The organism is Janthinobacterium sp. 75 (genome assembly GCF_004365495.1).
Classification (GTDB): domain Bacteria; phylum Pseudomonadota; class Gammaproteobacteria; order Burkholderiales; family Burkholderiaceae_D; genus Janthinobacterium.
This window is the reverse complement of sequence record NZ_SORD01000001.1, coordinates 4,541,008-4,556,665: the sequence shown is the minus strand read 5'-3', so window position 1 is coordinate 4,556,665 and position 15,658 is coordinate 4,541,008. Positions and strand designations below refer to the sequence as shown.

The window sequence follows — 15,658 nt, the reverse complement described above, 5'->3', positions numbered from 1 at the left end:
ACGGAGTGGGGGCGGCATGCTATCATCATTGTTATCGATAACAATATGAAGAGACATTCATGAATCCCGATTTCCGCTCCAGGGAAATGCTCGAAAAGCATATCCTGCACACAATGCACTTTTATCACCCGCGCGCCATCGATGCGAGCGGCGGCTTTTATCACTTCTTCCGCGATGACGGCACGGTGTATGACGCCAGCACGCGCCACCTGGTCAGCAGTACGCGCTTCATCTTCAATTACGCCATGGCTTACCGCCGTTTCGGCGACGACGATTACCAGGCGGCCCTGCGCCACGGCGTGGCCTTTTTGCGCGACGTGCACCGCGATCCGGTCACGGGCGGCTATGCTTGGCAACTGAAATGGCAAGACGGCGGCAAGACGGTGGAAGACGGCGCCAACCACTGCTACGGCCTGGCCTTCGTGCTGCTCGCGTATGCGCACGCCTTGCAAGCGGGTATGCAGGAAGCACGCGCGTATCTGGACGAGACGTTCGAACTGATGGAGCAGCGCTTCTGGCTGCCCGAACACGGCCTGTATGCGGACGTGGCCAGCGCCGACTGGGCCACCCTGGACGGCTACCGGGGCCAGAACGCCAATATGCACGCCTGCGAAGCCATGCTGGCCGCGTTCGAGGCGACGGGCGAAGCGCGCTACCTGCATCGCGCCGAAACCCTGGCACACAATATCACCGTGCGCCAGGCCGGCCTGGCCAATGGCATGATCTGGGAGCACTACAAGTCCGACTGGTCGATCGACTGGGACTACAACCTGCACGACAAGAGCAATATCTTCCGCCCTTGGGGCTACCAGCCCGGCCACTTCACGGAATGGGCCAAGCTGCTGCTGATCATGGAGCGCCACGCCAAGTTCATGGCTGGCCCGTCCGACTGGCTGCTGCCGCGCGCGCGCGCCCTGTACGACACGGCGCTGGCCAAGGCCTGGGATGGCGTGCATGGCGGCATCCACTACGGCTTCGGCCCGCACGATGAAATCTGCGATGGCGACAAATACTTCTGGGTGCAGGCGGAAAGCTTTGCGGCCGCCGCCGTGCTGGCCGCGCGCACGGGCGACGACGCCTACTGGCGCAGCTACGACAAGATCTGGGACTACAGCTGGACGCATTTTGTCGACCATGAACACGGCGCCTGGTACCGCATTTTGACTCCGGAAAATCGCAAGATCAGCGACGAGAAAAGCCCGGCCGGCAAGGTCGATTACCACACCATGGGCGCCTGCCATGAAGTGCTGAACGTGATTGGTGGTGCCGCATGAACGCCACTTTCCCTCCTTTTGTTTCAGCCGGCGAAGCGCTGACGGATATGCTGCGCACGGGCGCGGATACCTGGAGCAGCCAGGTGGGCGGCTCGACCTGGAACGTGGCGCGCGTGATGGCGCGCCTGGGCGTGCCCAGTGCCTTTGCCGGCGCCGTCAGCCTCGACGTCTTCGGCGATGCGCTGGCAGCGGCCACCAAAGCGTCGGGCCTGGACATGCGCTTCTTGCAGCGCCGTGCGAAGTCGCCGCTGCTGGCCATCGTGCACGAACTGCATCCACCCACGTATTACTTCATCGGCGACGACAGCGCCGACCTGCATTTCGACGCGGCGCTCTTGCCGGCCGGCTGGATGCAGGGGGCGCAATGGGTGCATTTTGGCGGCATCAGCCTGGCGCGCGAACCGCTGGCGGGCAAGCTGGTGGCGCTGGCGCAGGAACTCAAGGCGGCTGGCGTGAAAATCAGCTATGACCCGAATTTCCGCGTCATGATGGATGAGCGCTACGACGCCACCCTGCGCCGCATGGTGGAACTGGCTGACGTCGTCAAAGTGTCGGACGAAGACCTGGCGGGCCTGTTTCGCCACGATGATATCGATGGCGCGTTTGCCGTGCTGCGCGGCTGGAATCCGCAAGCCACGTATCTGTATACGCGTGGCGCGCAGGGCGCCGCCCTGTACCAGGGCGAACAGACATGGCAGGCGGCGCCGCCCGTCATCGAGGTGGTCGACTCGGTGGGGGCGGGCGACGCCAGCATCGGCGGCTTGCTGTATAGCCTGATGTACCGGCCCGATGCCGATGGTGGCCAGCACTTGCGCTTCGCCGTCGCGGCCGGTGCGGGCGCCTGCCTGGCCGCTGGCGGCTCGCCGCCCTCCGTGCAATTGGTGGAATCCTTGCTGGAGCGCACTATATTGGGATGATGTGGGCATGGTGTGTGTATTCAGCAGCGCCAGTGCGCCCTTCTTGCAATAAAAGGCGTAAGATTTGCTTTCTTGCCATGTCAAGAGCCTGTCCCTGGAGTGCATTCATCTGCGGGGACAGGCTGCAAGTCATGGGCTGAAAAATATGCCGTTCCTCCCAGTGCCATGCATGGCGCTACCTGGCCGGATCTGTGCGCTTTACAGAGCATGGGCGCTGAGAAGGAAGTCCGCATGCATAAGGTCCGGAAATTTTTCAATCCCAGGAGCTTTAAATTCAAGATGGCTGTGCTTGTGGGCGTGCTGGTGCTGTGCGCGACGGGTTCTGTTGCGCTCACATCGCTCTCTGTCGCGCAAGGGCAGATGGCATCCGTCATCGGCAATCAGCAATATGCCTTGCTGGCCAGCGCGGCCGCATATATCGACGACGATTTGAATGCGAAGAAAGCACTGCTCAGGGTGCTGGCGGAAGGGCTACCCGCGGACGTGGTTGAACATCCGCAGCGCATGCAGGCATTTATTGAAAATCATCCAAGCCTGCGCGAGGAATTTTTCAATCTCGTCGCCTTTGATGCTACGGGAAAATTGATTGCCAGCATGAATGACCGGAGCGTGGTCGGCAAGCTCAATTTCGCCACGCGTGACTACTTTATCGATACCGTCAAATTCAGGGAGGGCGTGATATCGCGTCCATTCAGGAGCATGCTGTCGGGCAAGCCCATCGTGCTGGTAACCGAACCGATCTATGACGAAGCCGGTCAATTGCGGTATATCATCGCTGCCGGTATCAATTTGCAAAGCCCCACATTTTTCGGCCAGTGGGAGCAGCTCAAGCCGGGGAAGAGCGGCTATCTGTTCATGTTGACCCACGACGGCACGATCCTCCACCATCCTGACCCGGCGCGCGTCCTGAAGCGGGTGAGTGAGGAAAAGGGTGGGGCGACGCCTTCCACCGTGGCTGCATTGCGTGGATTCGACGGCTGGATGCAGGGTAAAACCAAGCTGGGCGTGCAGGCAATTATCACGTACAAGCATTTGCGCGCGGCAGATTGGATCATCGGCGCCGTCTACCCTGAAAGCGAGGCATTCACGCCGATCACCGATATTTATGCCAAAGTCATCATTGCTTCGTCAGGCGTCGCCTTGCTGGCCAGTTGTGCCGGCTGGTTCGCGGTGCTGCTGCTCTTGCGCCCCTTGGGCGATCTGGGCCGACATGTGGCGAACATACGCTCAGGCAATGCCGATATTGAGGTTTTTGATATCGCCCGCAAAGACGAATTCGGAAAGCTGAGCCGTGCATTCTATGCGCTGTCGCTGCAGAGGGAGGCTGCGGAGAGCAACCTCGCTGCTTTGGCGCGCACTGACATGCTGACCGGCCTGCACAACAGGCGCATGTTTGACGAGGCGCTGGCTGCGGCATTGACGCGTGCCCGGCGCGCTGGTATGGGCCTGGCGCTGGCTTATCTGGATATCGATTATTTTAAATCAATAAATGACACATATGGGCATGGCATCGGCGACCTGGTATTGATTGAATTTGCCAAACGGCTCAAAGCTTGCATCCGGGCCTCGGACACGGTGGCACGCCTTGCAGGCGATGAGTTTGTGATCATTTTTGAACAACTAACGGATCAGTCCGAACTCGCGATACTGGGCAAGAAAATCGTGCAAGAGATGGTTGTGCGCTTTGATTGCAGCGGTATCGGTCTGCATGTCGCCACCAGTGTCGGCCTGGCGTTCTGCGCCCGGGGCGATACGACGGAAGAGGCTTTATTGACGGCGGCCGATACGGCGCTCTACAAGGCAAAAAGCGCTGGCCGCAACGGTTATGCCATCACTTCGGTCGGCAGCCTCGCCTTGACCGAGGCGCTGTAGGGCCGGGTGCGCCGGCAAGGCGAGTGACTGGCATCGCCTGTTCTGGCAGCGTCAAGGCCTGCGCTGGCCTTTTTCCGCCGGCGGCGCAAATCTACCCGACGATGCCCGCTCTACCAGGGTAAATTCCATCAATCGATGCGTGGCCGGCACGGTTTCCCCCGCGCGGCGCTGGCGTATCTCTTCGATGACGAGATTGACGGCGGCGCGCGCCATATCGGCAATGGGCTGGTGGATGGTGGTCAGCTCGGGCCAGACGGTGCTGGCGACGGGTGTGTCGTCGAAGCCGCACACGCTCAATTGCGCCGGTACCTGCAAGCCCATGCCGTGCGCCACGGCCAGGGTGGCGGCGGCCATGTCATCGTTGCTGGCGAAGATGGCGCTGGGGTACGGTTGTTGCGCCAGCAACTGGCGTGCCGCGTCGAGACCCGAACGATAGGTAAAGTAACCTTGCGCCACCCTGTGCGGCGGCACCTGCAAGCCCGCTTCCCGCATGGCGTCCTCGAAGGCCTGGCGGCGTAGCAGGGCGGGCGTATGCGCCGGATCGCCTTCGATGAAGCCGATGTCGCGGTGGCCCAGCGCGAGCAGATGGCGCGTCATGGCCAGCGCGCCTTCGTAGTCGTCGATGCGCACGGCCGACACATCGGGCGAGGGGCGCGCCGTGGCAACGGCGATGGCGGGGATACCCATCTGATTCAGCTGCGCCAGCACTGCGGGCGAATCGCACAGGGGCGGCGGCACCAGGATGCCATCCACGCCGGCCGCCACCAGGCAGGCGATGCCGGCGCGCTGGCTGTCCAGGTCTTCGCAGCGCTCGAGCAGCAGCTGGCCGCCGCCCTGACGGCATTGATCCATGGCGCCGACCAGGAATTCACTGAGGAAGGCGGCGCTTGGGTTGCTGTATAGCAAGCCGATGCGCAGGGTGCCTGTGCGGGCCGCCCTGGCCGCCAGGTTGGGTTGATAGTGCAGGCTGGCGATCGCCGCCTCGACCTTGTCCCGCGTGGCCGTGCTGACGCTGGCGCGTCCGTTGATGACGCGCGATACCGTCATGGCCGACACGCCTGCCACGCGCGCCACGTCATGCACGGTCGCGCCGCTGGCGGTATCGGGGGCGGCGTGCGCCGCCTTATTCGAGGTGGCCACCGAATTTCAGCTTGCCGCTGATGCGCATGCCGTGCAATTGTCCCTCTTCCAGTTCGGCGGCGCTGGTGCGCTGCGCCGTGTCGCGCCGCGCCAGTCCCACCGACAGGATATCGAGCATCATCAGCTGCAGCAGCCGCACGATCATGGGCACGAAATTGAGGTTGCCCTCCGGGTGGTTCAGGGTCAGCAGCACGTCGGCCAGCTTGGCCAGCGGCGAACCGCTGGCGGTAATGGCCAGCACGCGCGCGCCGCAGCCCTGCGCCACCTTGACGGTGCGCAGCAGCTCGGGCAGGGCGCCCGAGCGGGAAATGACCAGCGCCACGTCGCCGGGCTTGAGCATGGCGGCGCTCATTTCCTGCGCCTGCGGATCGGCAAAGAAGCTGCTGATGATGCCCAGGTTGAGCAGCTTCTGCTGCATGTCATCGGCCACCACGCGGGCGCTGCCCACGGCCAGCAATTCCACGCGCTGCGCGCCGCGCAACAGTTCGATGGCAGCCGTCAGCGCCTTCACGTCGAGCATGTCGCGCAGTGCCAGCGCGGCCGAGGCGTTATTGCCCAGCACCTTGCGCGCCAGTTCGGCGTCGGAGTCCGAAATCTCCACATGGCAGTGGGCCACCGTGATGGCGCCGCCCGTCAGGCCGGAAGCGAGCTTCAATTTGAAGTCGGCCAGGCCCTGCACGCCGATCGAGCGGCAAAATCGCATCACGGTCGGCTGGCTGACGCCGACCCTTTGGGCGATCTCGGCGATCGGCAGGGTCAGCATGGCGTTTGGCTCCTTCAGCACCCAGTCGGCCACCTTGCATTCCGAGGGGCTCATGCGCCCGCGCGCCTGGCGTACGGATTCAAGCACGGGTGCGCCGGAATGGGCGCGCTTGAGCTTTTGCGCCAGGATGGCGGCGATGCCCAGAAAGGTCGGCAGTTCGGCTGTGATCAAGAAAGTGGGGATCTGCGCCAGGTATTCGTTCAGGCGGCCCTTTTGCTCGAAGCGGGCACGGAACTGCGACTGTTCGAACAGGGGCCCCAGGCGCGGCACGATGCCGCCGCCGATATAGATACCGCCCAGCGCACCGAGGGTCATGGCCACGTTGCCGGCGATGGAGCCAAGGATGGCGCAAAAGCAGTCCACCGCTTCGATGCAGACGTCGCATTCATTGTTCAGGGCACGGCTGGTGATGTCGGCTGCCAGCAGCGGTAGGGCATCGGGCTTGCCGGCGCGCTCTGACAGGGCGCGGTAGATCAGTTCCAGCCCGCGCCCGGAGGCGAGACGCTCGGCCGAGACGTGCGACAGCTCGCGCCAGGCGAAGGACAGCACGTCCATCTCGCGCTGGTCGCAGGGCGCGAAGCTGACGTGGCCGCCTTCGCTGCCCAGCGCGATCCAGCGGTCTTCGGCCGGAATCATGCCCGATACGCCCAGGCCCGTGCCCGAACCGAGCAGGCCGATGACGCTGTCGGCGCGCGCCATGCCGCCACCGATCTGCAGGCGCTGGTCGGGCCGCAGATAGGGCAGGGCCATGGCCAGCGCCGTGAAGTCATTCACCACCAGCAAAGTATCGAGGCCCAGCGCGGCGCGCATGGCCTCGATCGAGAAGAACCAGTGATGGTTCATCATGCGGATATTGTCGTCGTCGATGGGATTGGCGATGGCAATGGCCGCATGGCGCACGCGTGCCGAACCGGCGGCGCGCGCCTCGCTGCTATCCATATAGGCGGTGATGGCGTCGAGCAGCGAAGCATAGTCGTCGCAGGGCAGCACGGCTACCGCTTCCAGGTGGCCCTGGCGGGTTTCGAGCACGAAGCGGGCATTGGTGCCGCCGATGTCGGCCAGCAGGCGTGGCCCTTCACTGAAACGCTCCGCCGGATCGCTGCCTGCTACTTCCATTTTTTCATCAATTTTCATGGCGGTGCTTTGTCTCGTCTGCGTGCGCGGTCGTGGCGGCGCACTATCGTTATGGGCAAAAACCAAGGATTTTAATTCGTATACGTGCCGCGTGCCGAAAAATGCAGGGTGCCTGCGCAAATGCCTGTCCACTGTGCCAGATAGGTGGGCGGCAGTGGAAAAAACAGGGCAGTCAAGCCGCACATCAGTACGCAAATAAAGTGTCGCAGAGTAGTCGTAGGATTACAACATAATATGTTGATATTTGTTCGTAGTATAGTTACTATGTCCCTGCTGGAAAGAATTCTGGCCAGTACATTCGGCCACGAATGACTAGATAAAAAATAACTACTGAGGAGACTTACCATGCTGCATAGCACCATGTTGAAGGCCGTGTTGAAAACGCTGCCAGCTGCCATCGTCTTAGCCATCGCCAGCGGTTCCGCTGCCGCCGACCCAATGTACCCAAGTGATTCCGAAGGCTTCCATGGCTACCTGCGCGCTGGCGCCGGCAGCAATACATCGGGCGACGGCGGTTCGCAAGGCTGCTTCGGCCTGGGTGGCAATACCATGAAATACCGTCTGGGCAATGAGTGCGACGCCTACACGGAATTCGGCTACACCAAGTCCGTCGCCAAGTCCGGCGGCGTGAACTACCTGGCCACCATCTGGGTCAATGCCTACGCGCCAAATTCCGATTTCGGCGACAACAAGCTGGGCATCGTCAAGGCCTATGTCGAAGCGCAGGGACTCGATTTCCTGAACGGCGGCACGGCCTGGATCGGTAAGCGCTTCTACTACCGTCCTGACATCCACATGCTGGATCTGCAATACATCAACATGAACGGCACAGGCGCCGGCCTGGACCGCATTCCTGCAGGCCCGGGTAAATTCTCGTATGCCTTCTTCAAGGACAACGATATCAATACCGTGTCGCCGACCGGCGTCGTGAGCACCAAGTCTGCCGTGCGCCAGAACTTCATTTTCGGCGAAATTCCCGTCAATGAAAACGGCACGCTGGACCTGGCTGCGACCTACATCATCGGTGAAGGCAAGGACAACGACGCTTTTGGCCAGAAACACAATGGCTGGCAGTTGTCGGCATTCCACCGTCAAGGTAAAGTATTTGGCGGCGGCAATACCTTCGGCGTGCAATACGGCGTCGGTCCTGGCACCGGCAAGGGCGCGCAGTTCGGCGCTTCGGGCGACACCAATTTCGGTTCGGACGTGAAACGCACGCGCATCTTCAATGACATGGCGATCCAGCCGATGGCCAACTTCGGCATGGAATTCGTCGCCCTGTGGCAAAAAGACGAGTCGAATGCCACCGGTTCCTCGACCTGGACCTCGGTTGGCGTGCGTCCCGTGTACGCGTTCACCGACAACTTCAAGCTGGTGGGCGAACTGGGCACGGACCGCGTAACGCAAGCGGGCGGCCTGCCAGCCAAGCGTTTGACCAAGCTGACCATCGCACCGACGATTTCCGCCGGCCCTGGCCTGTGGTCGCGTCCTGAACTGCGCGCTTTCGTCACCTACGGCAAATGGAACGATGCGGCCACCGCGTCGGTCAACGCATCGAACAACGGCGGCCCGATCTATAACAACAATACCAGCGGCACGTCGTATGGCTTCCAGGTAGAAACCTGGTTCTAAACACCGAACCAAACCTGTTGCGCGGCGCGCTTTTCGGCCACACATGAGTGCCGCGCGCGACGGTTTTGTTCAGCGTTGATGTTTGTAAGTGCAGATCAACCTGGCGCATCCTTCGCGGATGTGTTTTTGGCGCCGCCCCGTGATATAAATACAATGTAAGCATGTCATGGATCACGGCGCCGTCTTTTCACTGATGATGATGCCCGTTTGCAAGCGGGTCTGAGCACAAGAGCGCCGGTACAGGCGCACTATCACCTTTTTCGGCCACCGTATGCCGAAGCCCCCTAAAAGCTTGATCAAAAAAGGAATGTGGAGATGAAACTGAAATTCAAGATTACCCAACTGGCCGCACTGACCACCCTGGCATTTGCCGGCAGCGCTTTTGCAACCGACGTGGAAGTGTTGCACTACTGGACCTCCGGCGGCGAAGCGAAGTCCGTGGGCCAGTTGCAGCAAATCGTGAAGGAAAGCGGCTTTGGCTGGAAAGACTTCGCCGTGGCTGGTGGCGCTGGCGAAAACGCCGCGACCGCGCTGAAAACCCGCGTCATTTCCGGCAACCCGCCAACGGCCGCTCAGATCAAGGGACCATCGATCCAGGAATGGGGCGCGGAAGGCGTGCTGGCCAATATCGATGATGCAGCCATTCCAGGCAAATGGGATGCCGTGCTGCCGAAAGTTGTCGCCGACATCATGAAATACAAGGGCCATTACGTTGCCGCCCCTGTCAACGTTCACCGCGTCAACTGGATGTGGGTGAATCCGGAAGTGCTGAAAAAGGCCGGCGTGGCCACCACCCCGACGACCTGGGATGCGTTCTTCGACGCGGCCGAGAAAATCAAGAAATCGGGCGGCATCGCGATTGCCCACGGCGGCCAGCCATGGCAGGACGCCACCGTGTTTGAATCCGTCGCGCTGGGCGTGGGCGGCACCGAATTCTACAAGAAGGCCATCCTCAAGCTGGACCAGAAGGAATTGACCGGCCCGACCATGCTCAAGGTGTTCGACACCCTGGGCAAGGTGAAGACCTACATCGACAAGGATGCGGCCGGCCGCGACTGGAACCTGGCCACTGCCATGGTCATCAACAACAAGGCCGGCTTCCAGTTCATGGGTGACTGGGCCAAGGGCGAGTTTACGGCTGCCGGCAAGGTGCCGGGCAAGGATTACCTGTGCGTGGCAGCGCCTGGCACGGACAAGGCCTATACCTTCAACATCGATTCGTTTGCCATGTTCACGCAAAAGGATGCGAATGCGAAGAAAGGGCAGATCGCCCTGGCCAACGCCATCATGAATCCGAAGTTCCAGTCGATCTTCAACCTGAACAAGGGTTCCATCCCCGTGCGTTCCGGCGTTTCCAAGGACAAGTTTGACGCTTGCGCCCTGAAATCGATGGAAGACATGGATGCCACCAACAAGACCGGCGGCCTGGTGCCATCGTTCGCCCACGGCATGGCGCTGCCATCGGCCACCCAAGGCGCCGTGACCGACGTCATCGCCAAGTTCATGAATACCAACATGAGCTCGAAAGACGCGGTTGCAGCTTTGGCCAAAGCGGCAAAAGTGAAGTAATCACGCCGGCGCCGGCACTCCCGCCGGCGCCCGCAGTATCGCATGCATCGCAGGCGCCCGCCCTGGCGTTCGTCCAGGCCGGCGCCACACGCAGTTTTACTTCTACGGCTGTCCTATGTCCATACGCAAGCAATTCGACCGATGGATACCGCAGATGGTGCTGGGCCCCACGCTCATCGCCAGCTTGGTATTTGTCTATGGTTTTATCTTTTTGACCGGTTGGCTGTCGCTGACCGAATCGCGGCTGATGCCGAACTACGAGTTCGCCGGCCTGGTGCAATACGTCGAGCTGTTCGACAATGAGCGCTGGTGGACCTCGCTCAAGAACCTCGGTATCTTTGGTGTCCTGTTCATCGGTTGCAGCATCGCCATCGGCCTGTTCCTGGCGATCCTGCTGGACCAGAAAATTCGCGCCGAAGGCGCGCTGCGCGCCATCTACCTGTATCCGATGGCGCTGTCCTTCATCGTCACCGGCACGGCCTGGAAATGGATGCTCAATCCCAGCCTGGGCCTGGAAAAAGTCATGCACGACTGGGGCTGGACGTCGTTTACCTTCGACTGGCTGGTGAACTCCGACATGGCCATCTACACGGTGGTGATCGCCGGCGTATGGCAATCGTCGGGCTTTGTCATGGCCCTCTTCCTGGCCGGCCTGCGCGGCATCGATGATGAAATCATCAAGGCGGCGCAAGTCGATGGCGCGTCCTTGCCGACGATCTACTGGCGCATCGTGATTCCCGCCATGCGTCCCGTGTTCTTCAGCGTGCTGCTGATCCTCGCGCATATCGCCATCAAGAGCTTCGACCTGGTCATCGCTTTGACCGCCGGCGGACCTGGCAATTCGTCGTCCGTGCCGGCCATCTTCATGTACCAGTTTTCCTTCACCCGCGGCCAGCTGGGCCTGGGCTCGGCATCGGCAATGATGATGCTGGCCACCATCGTGGCCGTGCTCGTGCCGCTGATGTACCTGGAAACGCGCAGCGCAAAGGCGATGAGATGACACCTACACGTAATAATCGCCTCACCCTCGGACGGGTGGTTGTATACCTGCTGCTGATTCTGTTTGCGGTGTACTACATCGTGCCCCTGTACGTGACCCTGTCGACGTCGTTCAAGTCGCTCGACGAGATCCGCAGCGGCAACCTGCTGGCCTTGCCGCACGTGTGGCAGTTCGAGTCCTGGTCCAAGGCCTGGTCTTCGGCCTGCACGGGCGTCACCTGCGACGGCATGCAGCCGTTCTTCTGGAACTCGATCAAGATGGTGATTCCCGCCGTGCTGATTTCGACCTTCCTGGGCGCCTTCAATGGCTATGTGTTCGCGCACTGGCGCTTCCGTGGTTCGGAAATCCTGTTTGCCGCCTTGCTGGTGGGCTGCTTCATTCCGTTCCAGGTGGTGATCCTGCCGATGGCGCGCCTGCTGGGTGAATTTGGCCTGGCCAATACCACCACGGGCCTCGTTTTCGTGCATGTGGTGTACGGCACGGCCTTCACGACCCTGTTCTTCCGTAACTACTATATCGGCGTACCGGAAGAACTGATCAAGGCAGCGCGCATCGACGGCGCCGGCTTCTTCCTGATCTTCCGCAAGATCGTGCTGCCGATTTCGGGTCCGATTTTCGTCGTCTGCATCATCTGGCAGTTCACGCAGATCTGGAACGACTTCCTGTTCGGTATCGTTTTCGCCAGCGGCGATTCGCAGCCGATCACTGTGGGCTTGAACAACCTGGTCAACACGTCCACGGGCGTGAAGGAATACAACGTCAACATGGCCGCCGCGGTGATTGCCGCGCTGCCGACCCTGCTGGTCTATCTGGTCGCAGGCCGTTATTTTGTGCGCGGTCTGACCGCAGGCGCAGTCAAAGGTTAAGGAAATAATATGTCCAGTTTATCGATACGCGGTATCCGCAAGGTGTACACGAATGGCGTCGAAGTCCTCAAGGGCATCGACATCGAGATCAAGGATGGCCAGTTCCTGATCCTCGTCGGCGGCTCCGGCTCCGGCAAATCGACCTTGCTCAACATGGTGGCCGGCCTGGAGAGCGTCACCTCGGGCGAAATCCTCATCGACGGCAAGGTCGTCAACGACCTGCCGCCGAAGGACCGCGACATCGCCATGGTGTTCCAGTCCTATGCACTGTATCCGTCGATGACGGTGCGCGAAAACATCGCGTTTGGTTTGAATGTGAAAAAAGTGCCGAAGGCCGAGCAGGAAGAAATCGTCGCCCGTGTCGCCGAAACCCTGCAGATCACGCACTTGCTCGACCGCCGTCCGGCGCAGTTGTCGGGCGGCCAGCGGCAGAGGGTCGCCATGGGGCGCGCCATTTCGCGCAAGCCCTCGCTGTTCCTGTTCGACGAACCGCTGTCGAACCTGGACGCCAAGCTGCGCGTGGAAATGCGCGCCGAGATCAAGCTGCTGCACCAGCGCCTGAAGGCCACCATCGTCTACGTCACGCATGACCAGATCGAGGCGATGACCATGGGCGACCTGATCGCCGTCATGAAGGATGGGGTGGTGCAGCAACTGGGCACGCCGCAGGAGATCTACGACAATCCGGCCAACCTGTTCGTGGCCGGTTTCATCGGCTCGCCATCGATGAACTTCATCACCGTCAAGCCTGTCATCGAGGGCAACGAGGTGTTTGTCGCCATCGAGAATGCGGGCAAGAGCATGCGCCTGGCCCTGCCATTTGCCGCCGACAAGCTGCGCAGCTATGCGGGCCGCGACGTGATCCTGGGCGTGCGCCCGGAGCAAATCACGGACATGAGCAGTGCGCACGGCGACGTAGGCCAGGAACTGGGCTGCCTGATCGACCTGGTCGAGCCAACCGGCCCCGATACCTTGCTGACGACGCGCCTGAACGGTGCTGCCGTGACTTGCCGCACGCATCCGCGCGAAGCCGTGCTGCCGGGGCAGACCATGCAACTGTCGTTCAACCTGTCGAAGGCGGCCATGTTTGATCCGGCCAATGGTGAACGCATCGCGTAAGCAGTATCTGCATAGATAACGGTCCGCCTGTCAGCTGACAGGCGGGCCGTTGTTGTTTACGCCGGCGCGCCTATTTGGCCAGCGATTGCTTGTACGCGATGGCGTAGCGCAGCTTGCCCGTCGGCGTGACCAGCTCGTCCAGCGCCCCCTGCTTGAACACACCCGTCCAGCCCAGCGTTTGCGCCGTCATGCCGCCGCTGACGATATCGGCCGCCTTCAGGCCCGCCATCGCCATCGATGCGCTCCTGATGGTGCCCATGTAGCTGCTGGCATCGCGCATGTCGGTCTTTGCCAGGTCAATGCCGGCCTGCTTGCGCAGCCAGTCTGCCCAGTAGAATTCGAGGAATTCCGTGGCCTTCGATGGCACCACGTAGCCGGCGTCGCGCGTGAAGTAGACGAGCGAGCGGTATGGGTCATTGTCCAGTGCTTTCAAGCCGATGGAGGCCGGCAGCTGGCTGGTATTGATGGCCTTGTTGCTGCCATCTTTCAGCCAGACCTTGTTTGCCTTCTTCATCTGCGTCCAGAACTCGTCTTCATTGAGCTTGCTGAAATTGTCCGTCACCTTGACCCACACTTTCAGCGTATGGTTCTGGCCATCGTCTGCATCCCAGAAAGTGGAAAACGTATGGTGGCCATCGGTCAGGTACAGGGTGCCGCGCGGGCCGATCACGACAGTCTTCATGTCATGCGGACGGCTGCCCACGGCCGCCTTGCAGCGGTAGGCGGCCGGTGGCGCGGCCAGGGTGGCGCCGGCCACATTGGCCGTGTTGGGCAAGACGTCGCCCTGGCCATTGGCTACACACAGGTCGGCGAACTTCTTTGGTTTGGCGATGTCGGCGATGTGCTTTTCTTCGGCGGCATAGCGTCCCAGCTTGTAATACACCTGGTCGTAGCCGATGGCCGGCTGGGTGGGATGCAGTTCATCGAGGCGCACCTGCAGAATGCGCGGATGCGCTGCGCTGCCCACCACGGTGGCCATCAGCGCTTGCTGGCGCGCGCCGAGCGCCGCTGCCGTGGCGACGGCCGCATCCCTGGCCCACGCCACATTGCTGAAGGACAGGGCCAGCAGCAGGGCGCTGGCAGTGTGCGTCGTGTGCATGCGACTCTCCATTATCGTTTGCGCCTCATTCCAGCAGCGCGCTGGGCACGCGCGGCGACGACATCAGGTCACGAAAGGCAGCCCAGTGCTCGGCACGCGTGGCGCCCTGGCGTTCGACATAGGCTTTCGCCATGTCCTGGCCCAGGTTGTAATTGATGACATAAGCACCCATGGCATCGTAGAACTGCAGGCGTTGCGCGGATTTTTCGGCCGGATACAGGCGCACATTGACCAGCCATTCCAGTGCTTCTTCGCGCGTGATGCTACCTTCGAGGTACTGGCGCGCGATGTCGTTGTCGGCGTAGCCGAGTTTGGCCAGCAGCGCATTGAGTTGCGCATAGCGGGGCGCCAGCGCGGGATCGAGGCCGGCCAGCGGGTACAGCACCTGCTGCTCGAAATTCAGTCGTTCCGCATCCGTAAAACTCAGTTCGATGCCGTAATTGGCCGTGCCTTCGGCGATCAAGGATTGCGGCGAATACAGCGGATAAATGCAGTACTCCATCCAGCCCTTGCCGCGCACCAGGTCGCGCTCCAGCAGCACATTGTAGACATGGTGGCCCGGATAAGCCTCGTGGCAACCGAGGTCGACCGCACGGTCTATATACACGGGCAAGTCCGTATTGATCTGGATCACGCTCTGGTAATTGCCCTTGTACCAGTTGTAGCCGCTCCAGGGTTTATCTGTCACAAATTCCAGCACGAAATCTTCGCCTTCGGGCAGGGCGATGTACTGCAAGGTGCGCTCGCGGCCCGCGCGGATGGCCGCATCCATGACGGCGCACAGCTTGTCCGCGGGAATGACGAGTTGCGCGCGCAAGGCGTTGACCCTGTCGCTCACCGTGCCGTCGCCGGGCAGCAGGGCATCGATCTGCGCCACCAGCCGTTCGTACCAGGCACGGTCGTGGTGCGGTGAGACAGCGTCGTACAGGCGCGTGCTTTCCGTATCGAAATCGAGGCGTGCGCCTTGCAGCATGTCCACCTTGGCCAGTACGGCTTGCAACTGCTTGCGCAGGTTGAGGGCGCGCAGGCAGTGTCCGTCAGCCAGCAGGGCCAGCGCTTCATGCGCAGCAGCCTTGATGTCGCTCAAACCCTGTTGCTGTTCGACCGCTTCAGCCTGCCAAACGGGCGGGCCGTAATAGGCGTCGACATACGAGGCATCGTGCTGGCCCATGGCCAGGACCAGCTTGACGTAGCGTTCGGCCACGTGGGAAAGAATAGGGGAATGGCTGTCGTTGATCGTCATGGCGGCGCGGCAAGGGCGGAAATGGTCAGG

Annotated in this window: 12 protein-coding genes; 8 read left to right on the top strand and 4 right to left on the bottom strand. The window is 61.4% G+C overall.

Annotation, left to right across the window (positions count from 1 at the left end; genetic code table 11):
* Positions 1-59: 59 nt before the first annotated feature.
* From C8C89_RS20675 to C8C89_RS20665, 3 genes are all read left to right on the top strand, one after another.
* Positions 60-1,274 carry an AGE family epimerase/isomerase gene (locus C8C89_RS20675; RefSeq protein WP_101480764.1) on the top strand — a complete coding sequence of 405 codons (1,215 nt, stop codon included), beginning with the start codon at positions 60-62 and terminating at the stop codon, positions 1,272-1,274.
* The gene (locus C8C89_RS20670; protein WP_133992250.1) at positions 1,271-2,191 is read left to right on the top strand and encodes a carbohydrate kinase; all 921 of its coding nucleotides are present in this window, start codon (positions 1,271-1,273) and stop codon (positions 2,189-2,191) included. Before C8C89_RS20675 ends, C8C89_RS20670 begins: the two co-directional genes overlap by 4 nt.
* Before the next feature lie 231 nt (positions 2,192-2,422).
* Positions 2,423-4,063, top strand: coding sequence for a sensor domain-containing diguanylate cyclase (locus C8C89_RS20665; RefSeq protein WP_166674812.1), 1,641 nt, complete (start codon positions 2,423-2,425; stop codon positions 4,061-4,063).
* A gap of 51 nt (positions 4,064-4,114) precedes the next feature.
* On the opposite strand, the gene C8C89_RS20660 is transcribed toward C8C89_RS20665, so the two are convergent.
* Positions 4,115-5,203 carry a LacI family DNA-binding transcriptional regulator gene (locus C8C89_RS20660; RefSeq protein WP_133992246.1) on the bottom strand — a complete coding sequence of 363 codons (1,089 nt, stop codon included), beginning with the start codon at positions 5,201-5,203 and terminating at the stop codon, positions 4,115-4,117.
* On the bottom strand, positions 5,187-7,100 hold the full coding sequence (locus tag C8C89_RS20655; RefSeq protein ID WP_133992244.1) for a glucokinase: 1,914 nt from the start codon (positions 7,098-7,100) through the stop codon (positions 5,187-5,189). Before C8C89_RS20655 ends, C8C89_RS20660 begins: the two co-directional genes overlap by 17 nt.
* A gap of 345 nt (positions 7,101-7,445) precedes the next feature.
* On the opposite strand from C8C89_RS20655, the gene C8C89_RS20650 reads away from it, so the two are divergent.
* The 5 genes from C8C89_RS20650 to ugpC all read left to right on the top strand — a co-directional run bounded on the left by C8C89_RS20650 (position 7,446) and on the right by ugpC (position 13,286).
* Positions 7,446-8,732 carry a carbohydrate porin gene (locus C8C89_RS20650; protein WP_101480769.1) on the top strand — a complete coding sequence of 429 codons (1,287 nt, stop codon included), beginning with the start codon at positions 7,446-7,448 and terminating at the stop codon, positions 8,730-8,732.
* Positions 8,733-9,047: 315 nt separating this feature from the next.
* On the top strand, positions 9,048-10,301 hold the full coding sequence (locus C8C89_RS20645; protein ID WP_035817882.1) for an ABC transporter substrate-binding protein: 1,254 nt from the start codon (positions 9,048-9,050) through the stop codon (positions 10,299-10,301).
* A 115-nt stretch (positions 10,302-10,416) separates the two neighbouring features.
* Positions 10,417-11,301: a sugar ABC transporter permease gene (locus C8C89_RS20640; RefSeq protein WP_010397323.1), complete on the top strand. Its 885-nt coding sequence runs from the start codon at positions 10,417-10,419 to the stop codon at positions 11,299-11,301.
* Positions 11,298-12,167 carry a carbohydrate ABC transporter permease gene (locus tag C8C89_RS20635; protein ID WP_101480770.1) on the top strand — a complete coding sequence of 290 codons (870 nt, stop codon included), beginning with the start codon at positions 11,298-11,300 and terminating at the stop codon, positions 12,165-12,167. Before C8C89_RS20640 ends, C8C89_RS20635 begins: the two co-directional genes overlap by 4 nt.
* Before the next feature lie 9 nt (positions 12,168-12,176).
* Positions 12,177-13,286 carry a sn-glycerol-3-phosphate ABC transporter ATP-binding protein UgpC gene (gene ugpC, locus C8C89_RS20630; protein WP_101480771.1) on the top strand — a complete coding sequence of 370 codons (1,110 nt, stop codon included), beginning with the start codon at positions 12,177-12,179 and terminating at the stop codon, positions 13,284-13,286.
* 70 nt (positions 13,287-13,356) lie between these two features.
* Here ugpC and C8C89_RS20625 read toward each other — a convergent pair whose 3' ends face one another.
* Positions 13,357-14,385 carry a ParB/Srx family N-terminal domain-containing protein gene (locus tag C8C89_RS20625; RefSeq protein WP_166674811.1) on the bottom strand — a complete coding sequence of 343 codons (1,029 nt, stop codon included), beginning with the start codon at positions 14,383-14,385 and terminating at the stop codon, positions 13,357-13,359.
* A gap of 25 nt (positions 14,386-14,410) precedes the next feature.
* Positions 14,411-15,628 (bottom strand): hypothetical protein, encoded by a 1,218-nt coding sequence (locus C8C89_RS20620; RefSeq protein ID WP_208327741.1) that lies wholly within the window; start codon positions 15,626-15,628, stop codon positions 14,411-14,413.
* Positions 15,629-15,658: the final 30 nt, after the last annotated feature.